This window comes from Pseudomonas marvdashtae, assembly GCF_014268655.2.
Lineage (GTDB): Bacteria > Pseudomonadota > Gammaproteobacteria > Pseudomonadales > Pseudomonadaceae > Aquipseudomonas > Aquipseudomonas marvdashtae.
This window is the reverse complement of record NZ_JABWQX020000001.1, coordinates 236,714-252,519: the sequence shown is the minus strand read 5'-3', so window position 1 is coordinate 252,519 and position 15,806 is coordinate 236,714. Positions and strand designations below refer to the sequence as shown.

The 15,806-nt window shown below is 61.4% G+C and carries 12 protein-coding genes, 1 pseudogene and 1 riboswitch; of the genes and pseudogenes, 7 read left to right on the top strand and 6 right to left on the bottom strand.

What is annotated here, in order from left to right:
- Positions 1-51 precede the first annotated feature (51 nt).
- Positions 52-453, bottom strand: coding sequence for an acyl-CoA thioesterase (locus tag HU742_RS01245; protein WP_186643472.1), 402 nt, complete (start codon positions 451-453; stop codon positions 52-54).
- A gap of 189 nt (positions 454-642) precedes the next feature.
- Positions 643-749, top strand: a riboswitch (S-adenosyl-L-homocysteine riboswitch).
- 23 nt (positions 750-772) lie between these two features.
- Here HU742_RS01245 and ahcY point away from each other — a divergent pair.
- The 5 genes and pseudogenes from ahcY to rhlE2 all read left to right on the top strand — a co-directional run bounded on the left by ahcY (position 773) and on the right by rhlE2 (position 7,294).
- Positions 773-2,182 carry an adenosylhomocysteinase gene (ahcY, locus tag HU742_RS01240; protein WP_186634179.1) on the top strand — a complete coding sequence of 470 codons (1,410 nt, stop codon included), beginning with the start codon at positions 773-775 and terminating at the stop codon, positions 2,180-2,182.
- A 109-nt stretch (positions 2,183-2,291) separates the two neighbouring features.
- Positions 2,292-3,137, top strand: a complete 846-nt coding sequence (gene metF / locus HU742_RS01235; RefSeq protein ID WP_186612027.1) for a methylenetetrahydrofolate reductase [NAD(P)H] — start codon at positions 2,292-2,294, stop codon at positions 3,135-3,137.
- A gap of 82 nt (positions 3,138-3,219) precedes the next feature.
- The gene (locus HU742_RS01230; protein WP_186643471.1) at positions 3,220-4,302 is read left to right on the top strand and encodes a hypothetical protein; all 1,083 of its coding nucleotides are present in this window, start codon (positions 3,220-3,222) and stop codon (positions 4,300-4,302) included.
- A gap of 84 nt (positions 4,303-4,386) precedes the next feature.
- Positions 4,387-5,198 (top strand): annotated as a pseudogene (locus HU742_RS01225) (substrate-binding periplasmic protein); the annotation flags it as partial.
- A gap of 230 nt (positions 5,199-5,428) precedes the next feature.
- Entirely contained in the window at positions 5,429-7,294 is a 1,866-nt protein-coding gene (gene rhlE2, locus HU742_RS01220) for an RNA helicase RhlE2 (RefSeq protein WP_186634166.1), read from the top strand.
- A 68-nt stretch (positions 7,295-7,362) separates the two neighbouring features.
- Here the strand turns inward: rhlE2 and HU742_RS01215 are convergent, their stop codons facing one another.
- The 3 genes from HU742_RS01215 to HU742_RS01205 all read right to left on the bottom strand — a co-directional run bounded on the left by HU742_RS01215 (position 7,363) and on the right by HU742_RS01205 (position 11,092).
- Positions 7,363-7,944 (bottom strand): YceI family protein, encoded by a 582-nt coding sequence (locus HU742_RS01215; protein WP_186634163.1) that lies wholly within the window; start codon positions 7,942-7,944, stop codon positions 7,363-7,365.
- 32 nt (positions 7,945-7,976) lie between these two features.
- Complete coding sequence (locus HU742_RS01210) at positions 7,977-8,528, bottom strand: cytochrome b (RefSeq protein WP_186634160.1); 552 nt, start codon at positions 8,526-8,528, stop codon at positions 7,977-7,979.
- A gap of 803 nt (positions 8,529-9,331) precedes the next feature.
- Positions 9,332-11,092: a flavin monoamine oxidase family protein gene (locus HU742_RS01205; protein WP_186643470.1), complete on the bottom strand. Its 1,761-nt coding sequence runs from the start codon at positions 11,090-11,092 to the stop codon at positions 9,332-9,334.
- Positions 11,093-11,314: 222 nt separating this feature from the next.
- Between HU742_RS01205 and HU742_RS01200 the strand changes: the two genes are divergently transcribed.
- On the top strand, positions 11,315-12,721 hold the full coding sequence (locus HU742_RS01200) for an adenosylmethionine--8-amino-7-oxononanoate transaminase (RefSeq protein ID WP_186643469.1): 1,407 nt from the start codon (positions 11,315-11,317) through the stop codon (positions 12,719-12,721).
- A 133-nt stretch (positions 12,722-12,854) separates the two neighbouring features.
- Entirely contained in the window at positions 12,855-13,574 is a 720-nt protein-coding gene (locus tag HU742_RS01195; protein WP_186643468.1) for a 16S rRNA (uracil(1498)-N(3))-methyltransferase, read from the top strand.
- A gap of 29 nt (positions 13,575-13,603) precedes the next feature.
- On the opposite strand, the gene HU742_RS01190 is transcribed toward HU742_RS01195, so the two are convergent.
- A complete protein-coding gene (locus HU742_RS01190) occupies positions 13,604-14,506 on the bottom strand; it encodes a transporter substrate-binding domain-containing protein (protein WP_186643467.1) in 903 nt (300 codons plus the stop codon).
- A gap of 24 nt (positions 14,507-14,530) precedes the next feature.
- Positions 14,531-15,772, bottom strand: coding sequence for a D-amino acid dehydrogenase (locus HU742_RS01185; RefSeq protein ID WP_186643466.1), 1,242 nt, complete (start codon positions 15,770-15,772; stop codon positions 14,531-14,533).
- Between the last annotated feature and the right edge of the window lie 34 nt (positions 15,773-15,806).

Sequence of the window (15,806 nt, the reverse complement as noted above, 5' to 3'; positions counted from 1 at the left end):
GAGCTGTTCAGTGGTGCCGGGAAATGACCGGCGCCTGTTACACCCCCGGCCTTATTCGACAATGTCGCCCTTGAACTGATCCTTGACGTACTTGATCTCCGTCCGACCATGGGGCGCGGGCAAGCCGTCTTCGCCGAGATTGACGAACACCATCTTCTCCACTGTCAGGATGCTCTTGCGGGTGATCTTGTTGCGCACTTCGCACGTCAGGGTGATGGACGTGCGGCCAAACTCGGTGGCGGTGATGCCCAGTTCGATAATGTCGCCCTGGCGCGAAGCGCTGACAAAATTGATTTCAGAGATGTACTTGGTGACAACGCGCTGGTTACCCAGCTGGACGATAGCGTAGATCGCCGCCTCCTCGTCGATCCAGCGCAACAGGCTGCCGCCGAACAGCGTGCCATTGGGATTGAGGTCTTCGGGCTTGACCCATTTGCGGGTGTGGAAATTCATGATCACTCCTGAGCGTCTGGCCGATGAATGCCGGCATCATGGCAGACCGGGCGGGAAGGCTCTACGTCGCCAGGGCTATAACGATCATTGGCAATTTTGATTTGCCGACAGAAACCCTTTGGAAGATCCGATTAGCCCGTTATAATCGCCACCGCTTTGCCGGCCCACGCTTTGGGTCGTTCCCGCCACCTGTCCGAGGGGCGCTGCAGCAGGCTCGACCTGTCAGGCTCGGATGGGGCGTTGTTTGTACGGGGCTCCCCGCACAGGCACTAAACGCACAACGGCGCCCATTCGCATACATTACGAATGGAGGCTCTTCATGAGCGCTGTTATCACGCCTGCTGCTTTTACCGACTACAAAGTCGCCGACATGTCCCTGGCTGCCTGGGGCCGTCGCGAGATCATCATTGCCGAATCCGAAATGCCAGCCCTGATGGGCCTGCGCCGCAAATACTCTGGCGAACAGCCATTGAAGGGCGCAAAAATCCTCGGCTGCATCCACATGACCATCCAGACCGCCGTGCTGATCGAAACCCTGGTTGCCCTGGGTGCCGAAGTTCGCTGGTCCTCCTGCAACATCTTCTCGACCCAGGACCAGGCCGCCGCGGCCATTGCCGCTGCCGGCATCCCGGTTTTCGCCTGGAAAGGCGAGACCGAGCAAGAGTACGAGTGGTGCCTGGAGCAGACCATCCTCAAGGATGGCCAGCCGTGGGAAACCAACATGATCCTCGACGACGGCGGCGACCTGACCGAGCTGCTGCACAAGAAATACCCGGCCGTGCTGGACAAGGTCCACGGCGTGACCGAGGAAACCACCACCGGCGTACACCGCCTGCTGGACATGCTGGCCAAGGGCGAACTGAAGATCCCGGCCATCAACGTCAACGACTCGGTGACCAAGAGCAAGAACGACAACAAGTACGGCTGCCGTCACAGCCTCAACGACGCCATCAAGCGCGGCACCGACCACTTGCTGTCCGGCAAGCAGGCCCTGGTGATCGGCTACGGTGACGTGGGCAAGGGTTCGGCCCAATCCCTGCGTCAGGAAGGCATGATCGTCAAGGTGTCGGAAGTCGACCCGATCTGCGCCATGCAAGCGTGCATGGACGGTTTCGAGCTGGTTTCGCCGTTCATCGACGGGATCAACGACGGCACCGAGGCCAGCATCGACAAGGCACTGCTGGGCAAGATCGACCTGATCGTCACCACCACCGGTAACGTCAATGTCTGTGACGCCAACATGCTCAAGGCCCTTAAGAAGCGCGCCGTGGTCTGCAACATCGGTCACTTCGACAATGAAATCGACACCGCTTTCATGCGCAAGAACTGGGCATGGGAAGAAGTGAAGCCGCAGGTCCACAAGGTGCACCGCACCGGCGCCGGCAGCTTCGACCCACAGAACGACGACTACCTGATCCTGCTCGCCGAAGGCCGCCTGGTTAACCTGGGCAACGCCACCGGTCACCCAAGCCGCATCATGGACGGTTCGTTCGCCAACCAGGTCCTGGCCCAGATCTTCCTGTTCGGCCAGAAATACGCCGACCTGTCGCCGGCCCAGAAAGCCGAGCGCCTGACCGTGGAAGTGCTGCCGAAGAAACTCGACGAAGAAGTCGCCCTGGAAATGGTCCGCGGTTTCGGCGGCGTGGTCACCAAGCTGACCAAGCAACAGGCTGACTACATCGGCGTCACCGTCGAAGGCCCGTTCAAGCCGCACGCTTATCGCTACTGATCGGCTCGGCTCCCCCGCGTGGGAGCCGGCTCCTTGTGGGGCGCGAGCTTGCTCGCCCCCACTCAAGCCTGCGTGCCTCACCGGCCTATGAGTTTCCAAGGATATGACCATGTCCCAAGAACGCCGCTACAGCTTCGAGTTCTTCCCGACGAAAACCGATGCTGGGCATGAAAAACTGATCGCCACCGCCCGCCAGTTGGCCAGCTACAACCCCGATTTCTTCTCCTGCACCTACGGCGCCGGCGGTTCGACCCGTGACCGCACGATGAATACCGTGCTGCAGCTCGAAAGCGAAGTCAAAGTCCCGGCCGCTCCGCATCTGTCTTGCGTGGGCGATAGCAAGGATGACCTGCGCAACCTGCTGACTCAATACCAAGCCGCCGGCATCAAGCGCATCGTGGCCCTGCGCGGCGACCTGCCGTCAGGCATGGGCATGGCCAGTGGCGAGCTGCGTCACGCCAATGAACTGGTTGAGTTCATTCGCGAAGAAACCGGCGAACACTTTCACATCGAAATCGCCGCGTACCCGGAAATGCATCCCCAGGCGCGCAACTTCGAAGATGACCTGCGCAATTTCGTGCGCAAGGCCAACGCCGGCGCCAACAGTGCAATCACCCAATACTTCTTCAACGCCGACAGCTACTTCTATTTCGTCGAGCGCGTTCGCAAGCTGGGTGTCGAGATCCCCGTGGTACCGGGAATCATGCCGATCACCAACTACAGCAAGCTGGCGCGTTTCTCCGACGCCTGCGGGGCAGAAATCCCGCGCTGGATCCGCAAGCAACTGGAAGCCTACGGCGACGACACATCCAGCATCCAAAGCTTCGGTGAAGAAATCATCACGCAAATGTGTGAGCGTTTGTTACAAGGCGGTGCGCCGGGGCTGCATTTCTATACCCTGAACCAGGCCGAGCCCAGCCTCGCGGTATGGAATAACCTCAAACTGCCGCGTTAACTGACTTAATGCAGTGGTACAAAAAAGGCCCTGGCAAAAACCAGGGCTTTTTTTTACACAAACATCTGGAGGATTGCGTTAGATGCCTAATGGCCACAGGTCAACGACCCCACAACTCATTTATCTGGTCTACGGGGCCGAGACTTATCACCAGGAAGCGGTATTCAGCATCGCCAGCGCTCTGGCGGGTCTGCGCGAGACCCCAGGTGAAGCGCTGGAAATCCAGGTGTTCACTGACAATCCCGCGCCCTACGACGGTTTGCCGGTTCGGCTGCGCCCGCTGGACAACGAAACGCGCCAAGGCTGGATCGCCCCGCACGGCTATCATTTCCGAGCCAAGCACGTCGTCCTGCAGAAGGTGCTCGAAGAGCATGAACTGGCACTGCTGATCGACACGGACACCTTTTTCCATTGCTCGCCCCTGGCTCTCTTCCAGCGGATCAAGCCAGGTACGCTGCTGTGCAACGCCTTCGGCTTGAACTATGGCGCCAACAAGGATGCTGGACTGTACCTGACGCTCGCCAAGCCCCTGCAACAGCGGCAACTGGCCGACGATGCCATGCCTTTGCTGAACTCGGGTGTGATCGGTCTCTACGCAGCCGATGCGGCAATCCTGGACCAATCGATCGCCCTGATGGATGAGTTTTATGTGCTCGCGAACGGGGCTTACACCCTGGAAGAGTTCTGCCTGTCGGTGGCGGCCTATCGCAAGGTCCAGGTCAGTGAATGTCCGGACCTGATCCACCACTACTGGAGCCGCAAACAGCTGTTCCGTGCCAAGACCAAAGCCTGGTACGACAAACATCGCGCAGCGCCGGTTTGCCAGTATGCGCTGGATGAAACACGGCAAGTCACCGCCGTCCTGCCCCGCCCGCCTACCCTTCAACGCTTGGCGTACAAAGTCATTACCGTGGCGTTACCGGGCCATAAACGCCAGTTCATGCGTGAAATCCTGTATGGCTGCTACCCTCACCCGAACCCCTTCGATCGGGCCTGCGGCCCGGTCTGGTGGGAAAAGGCGCTGGAGAACGTCGAACATCGACTGAAAAAACCCTTGCAGGATCATGAGCTCAAACAGTGGCTCAGCCATCCCCTCATACGATGCGTGCTGGGCGAGCGCCGCGAAGCCATCTATCGACACTTGATGCAGACAAAAGGCAATTAGTGCCCTGCATGACCGATGCCGGGCACGAAGCCACGCGCCAGAGCGCTCTAGCTATTTGATGAGCTCTCGTCGTAACCTCCGGCCATGCCCGTAGTCGTCCAGTTACTGACAGCCCTCCTTCTCTTGTGCCTGAGCGTCGCCGCCCAGGCCGAGAAGTTGCGCATTGTCACCGAACCCTGGGCGCCCTATGTCTATGAAGAAAATGGCAAGACCCTGGGCCTGGACTATGAAACCACGGCCATCGTCTTCAAGCGCCTGGGCATCGACGTGGAATGGCAACTGCTGCCCTGGAAACGTTGCCTGGCGATGTTGGAACAAGGGCTGGCGGACGGCGCGCTGGACATCTTCCGCAGCGACGAGCGCGATGCCTTGCTGCTCTACCCCAGCGAACCGCTGTCGGATGTGGAGTTCGTCATGTTCTACGCCAACGCAAGGCCCCATCCGTTTCGTAGCCTCGAGGACCTGGACGGGCTGACCGTCGGCACCTCCCCCGGTTATCTGTACAGCCAGGCGTTCAGGGAATCGACCCGATTCAAACAAGAAGCGGCGCCCACCCACGAAGCCAACTTCGGCAAGTTGCAACTGGGCCGGATTGACTTGCTCATCACCGATCGCCGGGTCGGCCGGCATGTGCTCAAGGCGCTGCAACTGGGCGACCAGATTACCGAAAGTCCAACGGTCGTGAGCCGCCAAAGCCAATATCTGGCGGTGCGGCGCGGCGCCGGCATGGATCTGCTGGTGCAACGCTTCGGCGCAGAACTCAAGCGTTTCAAGCATGAGCCCGCCTATGCCGAACTGAGCGCCCGCTATGGCGCCGGCCCAGCGGCCAGGACGGCGCAGCCCGACACGGTGCCACGCTGAAATACACCGTTGAGCAGCAGGAAAGCGGCGCACGGCGATTGCTCTGTTATACTCCGGCGTTCCCGCCAGGCTCACGCCCGGACGCCCGGTCTTGCAAAAGGCATCCCGACACCGCTACAGCGCAGCTTCCAGCCCGCGCGAGCCCTGTCCGGATCCGTCTTCCAGACCCGGCGGGACCGGACGGGATGTGGTCTTCGATTGACCCCATTCGCGCCAGGCAAGACTATCCCTTTGGGCCAGGCCCTCACTAAAAACAGGATTACTCATGTCCTTTGCTTCCCTCGGTCTCTCCGAGGCTTTAGTCGGCGCCATCGAAGCCGCCGGCTACACCCAGCCTACCCCGGTGCAACAGCGGGCTATCCCCGCCGTGTTGCAAGGTCGCGATCTGATGGTCGCCGCGCAGACAGGTACTGGCAAGACCGGCGGTTTCGCCCTTCCGATCCTGGAGCGGTTGTTTCCCAACGGTCACCCAGACAAATCCCAGCGTCACGGCCCGCGCCAACCGCGCGTACTGGTCCTGACCCCTACCCGCGAACTGGCGGCCCAGGTACACGAGAGTTTCAAGGTCTATGCTCGCGACCTGAAATTCGTCAGTGCCTGCATTTTCGGCGGCGTCGGCATGAACCCGCAGGTCCAGGCCATGGCGCGTGGCGTCGATGTGCTGGTGGCCTGCCCCGGTCGCCTGCTGGACCTGGCTGGCCAGGGCAGCGTCGATCTGTCCCACGTGGAAATCCTCGTGCTGGACGAAGCCGACCGCATGCTCGACATGGGTTTCGTCCATGACGTGAAGAAAGTGCTGGCCCGCCTGCCGGCCAAGCGCCAGAACCTGCTGTTCTCGGCGACGTTCTCCAAGGACATCACCGACCTCGCCGGCAAGCTCTTGCACAACCCGGAGCGCATCGAAGTCACGCCGCCGAACACCACGGTCGAGCGCATCGAGCAACGCGTCTTCCGCCTGCCGGCCAGCCATAAGCGTGCCCTGCTGGCGCACCTGATCACCACCGGCGCCTGGGAACAGGTCCTGGTGTTCACTCGCACCAAGCATGGCGCCAACCGCCTCGCCGAATACCTGGACAAGCATGGCCTGCCGGCTGTGGCGATCCATGGCAACAAGAGCCAGAACGCCCGCACCAAGGCCCTGGCCGACTTCAAGGCCGGCGAAGTGCGCATCCTGGTTGCTACCGACATCGCCGCTCGCGGCCTCGACATCGACCAGTTGCCGCATGTGGTCAACTTCGAATTGCCGAACGTCGATGAAGACTACGTGCACCGTATCGGCCGCACGGGCCGGGCCGGTCGTTCGGGCGAGGCGATCTCGCTGGTCGCGCCGGACGAAGAGAAGCTGCTCAAGAGCATCGAGCGCATGACCAAGCAGAAGATCGCCGACGGCGACCTGATGGGCTTCGATTCCAGCACCATCGAGGCTGAAAAGCCTGAAGTGCGCGAGCGTCCGGATGTTCGCAACCCGCGCAACCCGCGCGGCCCACGCGGCGACGGTCCGAATGGCGGCGGCGGTGGCGGCGGTCGTAAAGACAAAGGCAAGGACAAGGGCAAGGAAAAGGCGGCCACCAGCGGTCGCGGCGAACGTCCGGCCCGCGAGCAGAAGCCCCGTGAAGGTACGCCAGCCCGTGAGCAGCAGCGCCCAGCACCGCGCGCCGCAGCCGATCGTGCCCCGGACGAGTTCCTCGACGATGATGTCGATAACTTTGGCAACCGTGTCGACTACGTGCCCCAGCAGAAACCGGCCCAGGGTCGCGGTCGTCGTCCAGGCGCACCGGCACCAGGCGCGGCTGCGGGCGCACCACGCAATGGCCAGCCACAAGGTCGCCAGAACGGTCCGCGCAACAGCAACGGCTCGTCCACCGGTACACCACCGGCCAAGCGCAGCGGCCCGCGCAACGGCGCTCCGCGTGACGGCCAGGCCCGTCGCGAAGACTCTCGTCCACGCCGCCCGGCCCGTGATGACGACCAGCCTCGTCAGGAACCCGCCGTGCAGAACCCGCGTGGCAGCCAGCCGAAAATCATGCACAAGGAATCGAAGGTCGATCGTTTCCCGACGCCTGAGCAGCTGGATGAACTGCCAAGCCGTCCACGCGGTGAGAAGCCGGCATTGCTGACGCGCAATCGCTGAGTTTTCCGACGCTTACAAAAACGCCCCTGGTCGCAAGACCAGGGGCGTTTTTTTGTCAGGCGCGAACGTTACTTCGCTTGGACGCCTTCAAACGAAACGTACAGCTCGACCACGTCGGATTTCGGCCCCAGGTCTTTCTGCTTGCCAAAGTCAGAACGCTTGATGGTGGTGGTGCCTTCGAAGCCGGCACGGTAGCCACCCCATGGATCCTTGCCTTCACCCAGGAAGGTTGCCTTGACCACGACCGGCTTGGTCACGCCCAGCAAGGTCAGGTCACCGGTCACATCGGCGGTGTTTGCGCCGGTGGACTTGACGCTGGTGGAAACGAACGTGGCCTTGCCGAATTTGCTGGCGTTCAGGAAGTCAGCGCTGGCGATGTGCTTGTCACGCTCGGCGTGGTTGGTGAACACGCTGGCGGTGTTGACGTTGAACTCGATTTTGCTGGCTTCGGGCTTGGCAGCGTCGAAGCTGAACTTGCCATCGATGTCCTTGAAGGTACCGGTGATGTAGCTATAGCCCAGGTGGCTGATCTTGAAGTCGACGAAGGCGTGCTGGCCTTCCTTGTCAACCACGTAGTCTGCGGCCATGGCCTGGCCGGCGGACAGCAGGGCAGAACCGATTGCCAGAGCGGCGAGCGTCTTTTTCAACATGCTTTCTATTCCTTTGGAGTCGAGGTTGAACATCAGGCTTGGCGCCCCAGCATGCGCTTGAGGGTCGCGTCACGGTCGATAAAGTGGTGCTTCAATGCTGCCAACGCATGGAGCCCGGAAAAAATTACCAGCGCCCACGCCAGGTAAAAGTGGATCTGGCCAGCGACGTCTGCCTGATCGGGCAGTCCGGACACCAGCGCGGGTACTTCAAACAAACCAAACACCGAAATCCCGACACCGTCTGCGGTGGAAATCAGGTAACCGGCGATCATCACGGCGAACAGCCCGAGATACAGGGCACTATGACCGATCTTGGCGCCGACGCGGGTAAGACGGCCATAGGTTTCCAGGGTCGGTGGCGGGGGGCTGACAAAGCGCCAGATCACCCGCAGCACCATGACCGCCAGCAGCACCAGGCCAATGCTCTTGTGCAGCTCCGGCGCGTCTTTACGCCAGGTGCTGTAGTAATCCAGCCCGACCATCCACAGGCCCAGCGCGAACAGCCCGTACACCGCCAGCGCTACGGCCCAGTGCGAAACGATGCTGACCCAGCCATAGCGGGAAGAAGAGTTGCGTAGCTGCATTGCTCATATCCTGTAAAAACTGTGACCAAGACTAGCGAGTTATCTATCGATTTAAAGCGGAAATTTTTGCTTTGAAATATCGAGAAATACGATCATCAGTCTGGAGGGGGTGGGTTAAGGAAAGATTAAAGCGAATACGTTGCGTGATGACGGGAGGAGGCAGGAGATCAGGATGGCTGGTAGGCCCATCGCGAGCAGGCTCGCTCCCACCGAAGCCTGCATGGGAGGCGATATCGGGTGTCCGTCGATCGTCTGGTAACGAGCTTGCTCACCGATTGACGCACTCAGACCTGTAAGGATCCATGTCGCATCTATAGGCTAATTGAGGATCATGCTTTTTAAGCACCATACGACCATCAGTACAGCCACTCCCGAAGAGTATTATCAAGAGCATTAATGCCGCCATCGGTTTCATGTTCGCTCCTATTTTAACGAGCCAAACCCTCGATTATTAATTTACGGAGCATTCAGGCTTGTATGGATCGAATGTGCATTTGTATGCCAACCGAGCGTCTCGTTCTGGAATCATTGGAACTGTCAGAGGATCTCGGCACTCGCCATAAACACATCCATACAACGAAACCAATACAAACGCTGCCATCAGTATTTTCATACGTGCTCCTGTTTTCGAGGAGCCTAGACTCATGGCTTGGCGCGCTCTATCGCCTGCTTCCGGTTAAAGAGTGGGAAGTTTCCGATATATCGCCGAGGCGTGTAGGACGTCGCGCTTATCAAGGGGCGCCGGTACGCTTGATGCAGGATAAAAAACGCGGCACTAGGGCCGCGTTTTTTACACCTGAACGTTACTGAGCCTTGGTCTCAGTAGTCGTCGCCGGCTTGGCGACGGGCTTCTTCACCGGCTCGGCCTTTTTTACCGGGGCCTTGGCGGGGGGCTTTTTGGCTGGGGTCTTGGCCGCGGGTTTTTTCGCCGCCGGCTTGGCCGTGGCTTTCTTGGCGGGTTCGACTTTCACCGGGGCAGGCGCGGGTGGCGCTACCGGGGCAGGCGCTGGGACGGGTGTCGGTGCAGGCGCTGGAGGCGGTGCTACCGGCTCGGGGGCCTTGGCCGGTTCCGGCTTCTTGTCGTCATCCGAGCCACCGAACAGGTTGCTGAAGAAGTTGCCTTTCTTCGCCGCCACCGCTCCGGCGGCAGCTGCTGCGGCCGGGGCGACTTTCGCTGGTTCGAACGACTTGCCTGCCGCCAGGTCTTCAACTTGGCTGGCTGCGCGCTGGCCGCTGCGCAATGCGCCTTCCAAGGTGCCTGGGTACAACGCGTCGGTGTGTTCGCCAGCAAAGGCTACACGTTGCAAAGGTTTTTCCCACAGGCGCCAGTACTTACTGATCTGTCCCGGACCAAACGCCAGATACGCGCCGCCCATGGCAGGATCGGTGCTGTAGCGGCGGATTTCATAGCCGGTAAACGCGCCACGGGCCTGTGGATAAAACGCGTGCAGGCGGATCAGCACCTGATCGACCATCTGCTTGTCGCCGAAGGCTTGCATCACCCGGGCGTTGTCGCCGGACAGGTTGATGACCACGTTGGCGCCGCCCTTCATGGCCGGTTCGATCCACATCATGCCCAGGCCGGCGTTGCTGTAGATCTCGCCCGACATGCGTGCCTTGCTGTCCCAGACCGGGGTCTTGAACTTGAGCATGATCTGGTCGCGCCAACCGTAGTTGGTGCCTTTGATCGCGCCCAGGTGCTGGGCATCCAGGGCCGGGGTCAGCTGGATTTTGTTCAACGCCCGCAGTGGCACGGCCAGTACGGCGTAATCAGCCTGGTAGCCAACGGCGCCAACCTTGACGGTGACGCCGTCCTTGTCCTGGGAGATCGCCGAGACGGGAGAGCTGGTCTTGATGACTTTCAGTTGTTTGACGAACGCCTGGGCCAACACCGGGCTGCCGCCGAGCAGGCGCGAAGCGCGCAGGTCACGGTCGGACACGCCGCGATAGACGCGGTTCTGCTGTGCGAAATACAGCAACGACAGCCGCGACGGTTCGTCGTAGCGCGTACGAATTTCCTGACTGACCAGTTGCCGCGCAGTGGCGGGCAATTGCAGACGGTCGAGCCAACTGGACACCGTGATCTGGTCGAGCGCGTGCAATGTATTGGTGGCCGCCGGGTTCAGCGGATCGTCGATGGAGCGGGCCAACTCGTCCACCGTGGTTTCGTAGCGCTTGAGCGCTTCGGCGGTGGCCGGCTGCTTGGTCGCCAGGTCGGCGGCAGTGAAGTAGGTACCGTCTATCAGGTAACTGGGGGTGCGCACGAATTCCGGCGCCGGCGTGGTGCTCAGCTTGAAGGTGGAGACGTACTTGTTCAGCACCGGCTGGGTTTTTTCGTTGCCGATCCACTCGCTGGTGGCCATGCCAGAACGACCGCCCAGGCTCGGCTTGGCTTCCAGCAACGTCACGGCCCAGCCTTTGTTCTGCAGCTCGTAGGCCGCCGTCAGCCCGGCCAACCCTCCTCCGATGACAATCGCTGTCGGTTGCTTGTCCTTGGCCAGCGCCGAAACGCTGAACAGCCCTATCATCACCAGCGCACAGGCGCGCAGCCAACCAGCAGACATTCAACGAACTCCGGAATGACGTAAGAATTTTCGATTTTTTGAGCCAGTCGGCTCCGGGAACGGCGAAGAATACGTCAGCCATCAAAGCGCCGCCAGCGGCGTCTATCGCCTGGCCCAAAGTAGCGGCAACGACACAATGGGTTGTTCGCAAGGCCGCCATTGCATAGGCTTGCGCGATTGTTTTGCCCGCGCCCGCCGCGAGCTGCCTCGAGGAGACTGTACATGGGCCTGAATAACCAGTGGATGCAACGCGATCTCGCGGTGCTGTGGCACCCCTGCACCCAGATGAAAGATCACGAACAACTGCCGCTGATCCCTATCAAGCGCGGCGAAGGCGTGTGGCTGGAGGACTTCGAAGGCAAGCGTTACCTCGACGCGGTGAGCTCTTGGTGGGTCAACGTGTTCGGCCACACCAACCCGCGCATCAACCAACGCATCAAGGATCAGGTCGACCAGCTGGAGCACGTGATCCTCGCCGGCTTCAGCCACCAACCGGTGATCGAGCTGTCCGAACGCCTGATAAAGATGACGCCTGAAGGCTTGACCCGGTGCTTCTACGCCGATAACGGCTCGTCCTGCATCGAAGTGGCGATGAAGATGAGCTTTCACTATTGGATCAATCGCGGCCGACCGGACAAAAAGCGCTTCGTCACCCTGAGCAACAGTTACCACGGCGAAACCATCGCGGCGATGTCGGTGGGCGATGTGCCGCTGTTCACCGAAACCTATAAGGCGTTGCTGCTGGACACCATCAAAGTGCCGAGCCCCGACTGCTACCACCGTCCCGACGGCATGGGCTGGGAAGAGCATTCGCGCAACATGTTCGCCGCCATGGAACAGACCCTGGCCGAGCATCACGACACGGTCGCGGCAGTGATCGTCGAACCGCTGATCCAGGGCGCCGGCGGCATGCGCATGTACCACCCGGTGTATTTGAAGCTGTTGCGCGAAGCTTGCGACCGCTACGGCGTGCACCTGATCCACGATGAAATCGCGGTCGGCTTCGGCCGCACCGGGACAATGTTTGCCTGCGAACAGGCTGGCATCACGCCGGATTTCCTCTGCCTGTCGAAGGCCCTGACCGGCGGTTACCTGCCGCTGGCGGCATGCGTGACCACCGATGACGTCTACAACGCCTTCTACGACGATTACCCGACCCTGCGCGCCTTCCTGCATTCCCACAGCTACACCGGCAATCCGCTGGCGTGCGCGGCAGCCCTGGCGACGCTGGACATCTTCGAAGAAGACAACGTGATCGAAAACAACAAGGCCCTGGCCCAACGCATGGCCAGCGCCACCGCGCACCTGGCCGACCATCCCAACGTGGCCGAAGTGCGCCAGACCGGGATGGTGCTGGCGATCGAAATGGTCAAGGACAAGGCCAGCAAGACCGCCTATCCGTGGCAGGAGCGCCGCGGCCTGACGGTGTTCCAGCATGCCTTGGAGCGCGGTGCATTGCTGCGGCCGCTGGGCAGCGTGGTGTATTTCCTGCCGCCTTATGTGATCACGCCGGAACAGATCGACTTCCTGGCCGAGGTCGCCAGCGAAGGCATCGACATCGCCACGCGGGACAAGGTCAGCGTGGCGGTGCCGAAGGATTTCCACCCGGGTTATCGTGATCCAGGCTGACACCTGAACTTCTCGTTCCCACGCTCTGCGTGGGAATGCATCCTGTGACGCTCCGCGTCACATCCATAGCGGACGCAGAGCGTCCATGGCGGCATTCCCACGCAGAGCGTGGGAACGATCAAGAGAACAAAACATGAGACTGTCCCGCTTCTTCATCGACACGCCCCTGAGCCTCGGCGACCATGAGTTGCCCGAAGCCCAGGCCCATTACATCGGCCGTGTGCTGCGCATGGCCGAGGGTGATGCGGTTCAAGTGTTCGACGGCTCCGGCCAGGAGTTTCGCGGCACCTTGGCCGAAGTCGGCAAGAAGCGTGTGCGCGTGCAGCTCGACGAGCAATTTGCCGGTCAGGCTGAATCGCCCTTGCGTATTCACTTAGGCCAGGGCCTGTCCCGCGGCGAGCGCATGGATTGGGCGATCCAGAAAGCCACGGAACTGGGTGTCAGCGAGATCACGCCAATTTTCACCGAGCGCTGCGAAGTGCGCCTCAAGGATGAACGCGCCGATAAACGTTTGCTGCACTGGCGTCAGGTGGCGATCAGCGCGTGCGAACAATGCGGACGTTCCACCGTGCCGGTCATCCACCCGCCGTTGCTGCTGGCCGACTGGCTGAAGCAGACCGACGCCGAGCTGAAACTGGTGCTGCACCCGGTCGCCGAACCGCTGGTCAGCCACGCCAAACCAGCGACCCTGGCGTTTCTGATCGGCCCCGAGGGCGGCTTGTCGGATACCGAAGTCGAGCAAGCCAAGACCGCCGGCTACCATGCCGCCCGCCTCGGTCCCCGTGTGCTGCGCACCGAAACCGCGCCGGTGGTGGCGCTGGCCGTGGCGCAGCAGTTGTGGGGGGACTTCTGACGTCATGCATAGTCCCCAGCATGACCGGTTTACTTCACCGGATCACTGGTCGGCTTGGCAATGATCGCCTTCAACTCGCTGGTCATCGGGAACTCAAGGTTCAGGCCCTTGGGCGGAATTGGCTGCTGGAACCAGCGATCGTAGATAGCGTTGATTTCCCCTGACTGGTACAAGTCAGCCAGGGTCGCATTGACCAGCGCGAGGAATTTCGGATCGTCCTTGCGCACCATGCAGCTGTAGATCTCCCGCGATTGCTCTTCCCCGACCACCACCCATTTGTGCGGGTCGCGCGCCTTGGCCCGCTCGCCGTAGAGCAGTGCATCGTCCATGTAGAATGCCGCCGCCCGGCCAGTTTCCAGCATCTGGAACGCTTCGCCGTGGTCCTTGGCGCTGATGACGAACATATCGACCTTGTTGTCCTGGTTGTAGCTTTTGAGGAAGCGTTCGTTGGTCGTGCCTGCCGTCGTCACGACGTTTTTGCCGCGCAGATCGGCAAAGCTGCGGATGCCGCTGTCCTTGGCCGTCAGCAACTGGCCCTTCACATAAATGAAACCGTAGGAAAACGCCACTTGCTTTTGCCGCTCGGCAGTCACGCCGGTGGAGCCGCACTCCAGGTCCACGGTGCCGTTCTGCACCAGCGGGATGCGTGTCTGTGAAGTGACCAGGTTGTACTTCACATTCAGTTGCGGCAACGCCAGTTGCTGCTTGATGCGCTCGACGATCTTGCCTGCCAGTTCCACCGAATACCCCATTGGTTTGCCGCTGTTGTCCGCGACATAGGAAAACGGCACCGAGGCATCGCGATAGCCCAGGGTGATGCTTTTGCTGCTGGCGATTTTGTCCAGCGTGCCGGCCGGGGACGCTTCATTGGCAAAAGCCTGGGCGCCGAGCAGCACGCTCAGGGTGCAGGCGATCAACGTGATTTTTTTCATTTGTTGTTCTCCGTTGTGGGTGGGTCAGGCGGCGCGGGGCGTGAGGCCCTGCAAGTCGATGGAAGGTTTTTGCTGGCAGATCAGCTCACTGAGCAAACGACCGCTGCCGCAGGCCAGGGTAAATCCCAAGGCACCATGGCCGAGGTTGAGCCACAGGTTGCGGTAACCGGTGGCGCCGATCAGCGGTACGCCGCTGGGTGTGGCGGGACGCATGCCCGTCCATTCCACGGCGCGCTGGTAATCGCCGGCCAGGGGAAACGTTTCAATGGCCTGGCGCCGGATCAGGGCCAGGCGTTTGGGATCTGGCGCCGGGTCGAAGCCGACGATGTCCACCATCGCCGCCACTCGCAGTTGTTCACCGATGCGAGCGTAGACGACCTTGCGGTCATAGTCGGTGATGCTCAACTCCGGCGCCCGGTGCCGCGCCTCAATCGGCACCGTCAGGCTGTAGCCCTTGAGCGGGTACAACGGCAGCCGCACCTCGGGCAAAGCCAGCGCGGCGCTGCGGTGGCCGGCGGCGATCACCACGTGCTCCACGTCCAGGCGCTGCTCGCCCAGGTCGATGGCGTGCACCGTGCCGTTGGCATGCAGCAGAGCGGTCACCGGGCGTCCCAACAGGAACTCGCAGCGCCCCGAAGCCCGTAGCCGCGCCGCCAGTTGCTGGCAGAAGCCATGGCAATCGCCGACCTCCTCGTCCGGCGTGTAGATCCCGCCCACGAACGGAACGTCGCCCAGCGCCGGCTCCAGGCTGGCGCATTCGACCGCGCCCAGCACTTGTTGATGAACGTGGTCGGTCAGTCGCTGCCGAGCGCGTTCGAAATGGCCAGCATTGCGAAACGTCACTAGCTTGCCGTTGCGCCGCCACGCGAAGCCGTCAAGGTGGTCGTCCTCGCGCCAAGCCTGCAAGGTCGCCTGGCTCAACAGCGCCAGGCGCAAAAGATGCGCACCGTTGCGCCGGTTGACCGAGGTCCGGCATGCGCCGATGAACGCCGCCATCCAGCGCCACTGGGCTGGGTCCAGGCGCGGGCGCAGCTTGAGGGGCGAATCGCCGCGCAGCATCCAGCCCAACGCCTGCCACGGCACGCCGGCGTCCGCCAGTGGCGTGACGTAGCGATAGGATAACTGGCCGCCGTTGGCGAAGCTGGTTTCGCTGCCCAACGCATCCCGCGCCTCTACCAGGGTGACATCGACGCCATCGCGAACCAGCGCATAAGCCGTCGCCAACCCGACCACGCCGCCACCGATGATGCAAACCCGCTGAGCCATGTCCATCTCACACCCGTTTCGAATGGACCGAGAT

Bases quoted from the DNA above. Each gene is read 5' to 3' on its own strand.
- HU742_RS01245 (WP_186643472.1), bottom strand. From the start codon at position 453: ATGAATTTCCACACCCGCAAATGGGTCAAGCCCGAAGACCTCAATCCC.
- ahcY (WP_186634179.1), top strand. From the start codon at position 773: ATGAGCGCTGTTATCACGCCTGCTGCTTTTACCGACTACAAAGTCGCC.
- metF (WP_186612027.1), top strand. From the start codon at position 2,292: ATGTCCCAAGAACGCCGCTACAGCTTCGAGTTCTTCCCGACGAAAACC.
- HU742_RS01230 (WP_186643471.1), top strand. From the start codon at position 3,220: ATGCCTAATGGCCACAGGTCAACGACCCCACAACTCATTTATCTGGTC.
- rhlE2 (WP_186634166.1), top strand. From the start codon at position 5,429: ATGTCCTTTGCTTCCCTCGGTCTCTCCGAGGCTTTAGTCGGCGCCATC.
- HU742_RS01215 (WP_186634163.1), bottom strand. From the start codon at position 7,944: ATGTTGAAAAAGACGCTCGCCGCTCTGGCAATCGGTTCTGCCCTGCTG.
- HU742_RS01210 (WP_186634160.1), bottom strand. From the start codon at position 8,528: ATGCAGCTACGCAACTCTTCTTCCCGCTATGGCTGGGTCAGCATCGTT.
- HU742_RS01205 (WP_186643470.1), bottom strand. From the start codon at position 11,092: ATGTCTGCTGGTTGGCTGCGCGCCTGTGCGCTGGTGATGATAGGGCTG.
- HU742_RS01200 (WP_186643469.1), top strand. From the start codon at position 11,315: ATGGGCCTGAATAACCAGTGGATGCAACGCGATCTCGCGGTGCTGTGG.
- HU742_RS01195 (WP_186643468.1), top strand. From the start codon at position 12,855: ATGAGACTGTCCCGCTTCTTCATCGACACGCCCCTGAGCCTCGGCGAC.
- HU742_RS01190 (WP_186643467.1), bottom strand. From the start codon at position 14,506: ATGAAAAAAATCACGTTGATCGCCTGCACCCTGAGCGTGCTGCTCGGC.
- HU742_RS01185 (WP_186643466.1), bottom strand. From the start codon at position 15,772: ATGGCTCAGCGGGTTTGCATCATCGGTGGCGGCGTGGTCGGGTTGGCG.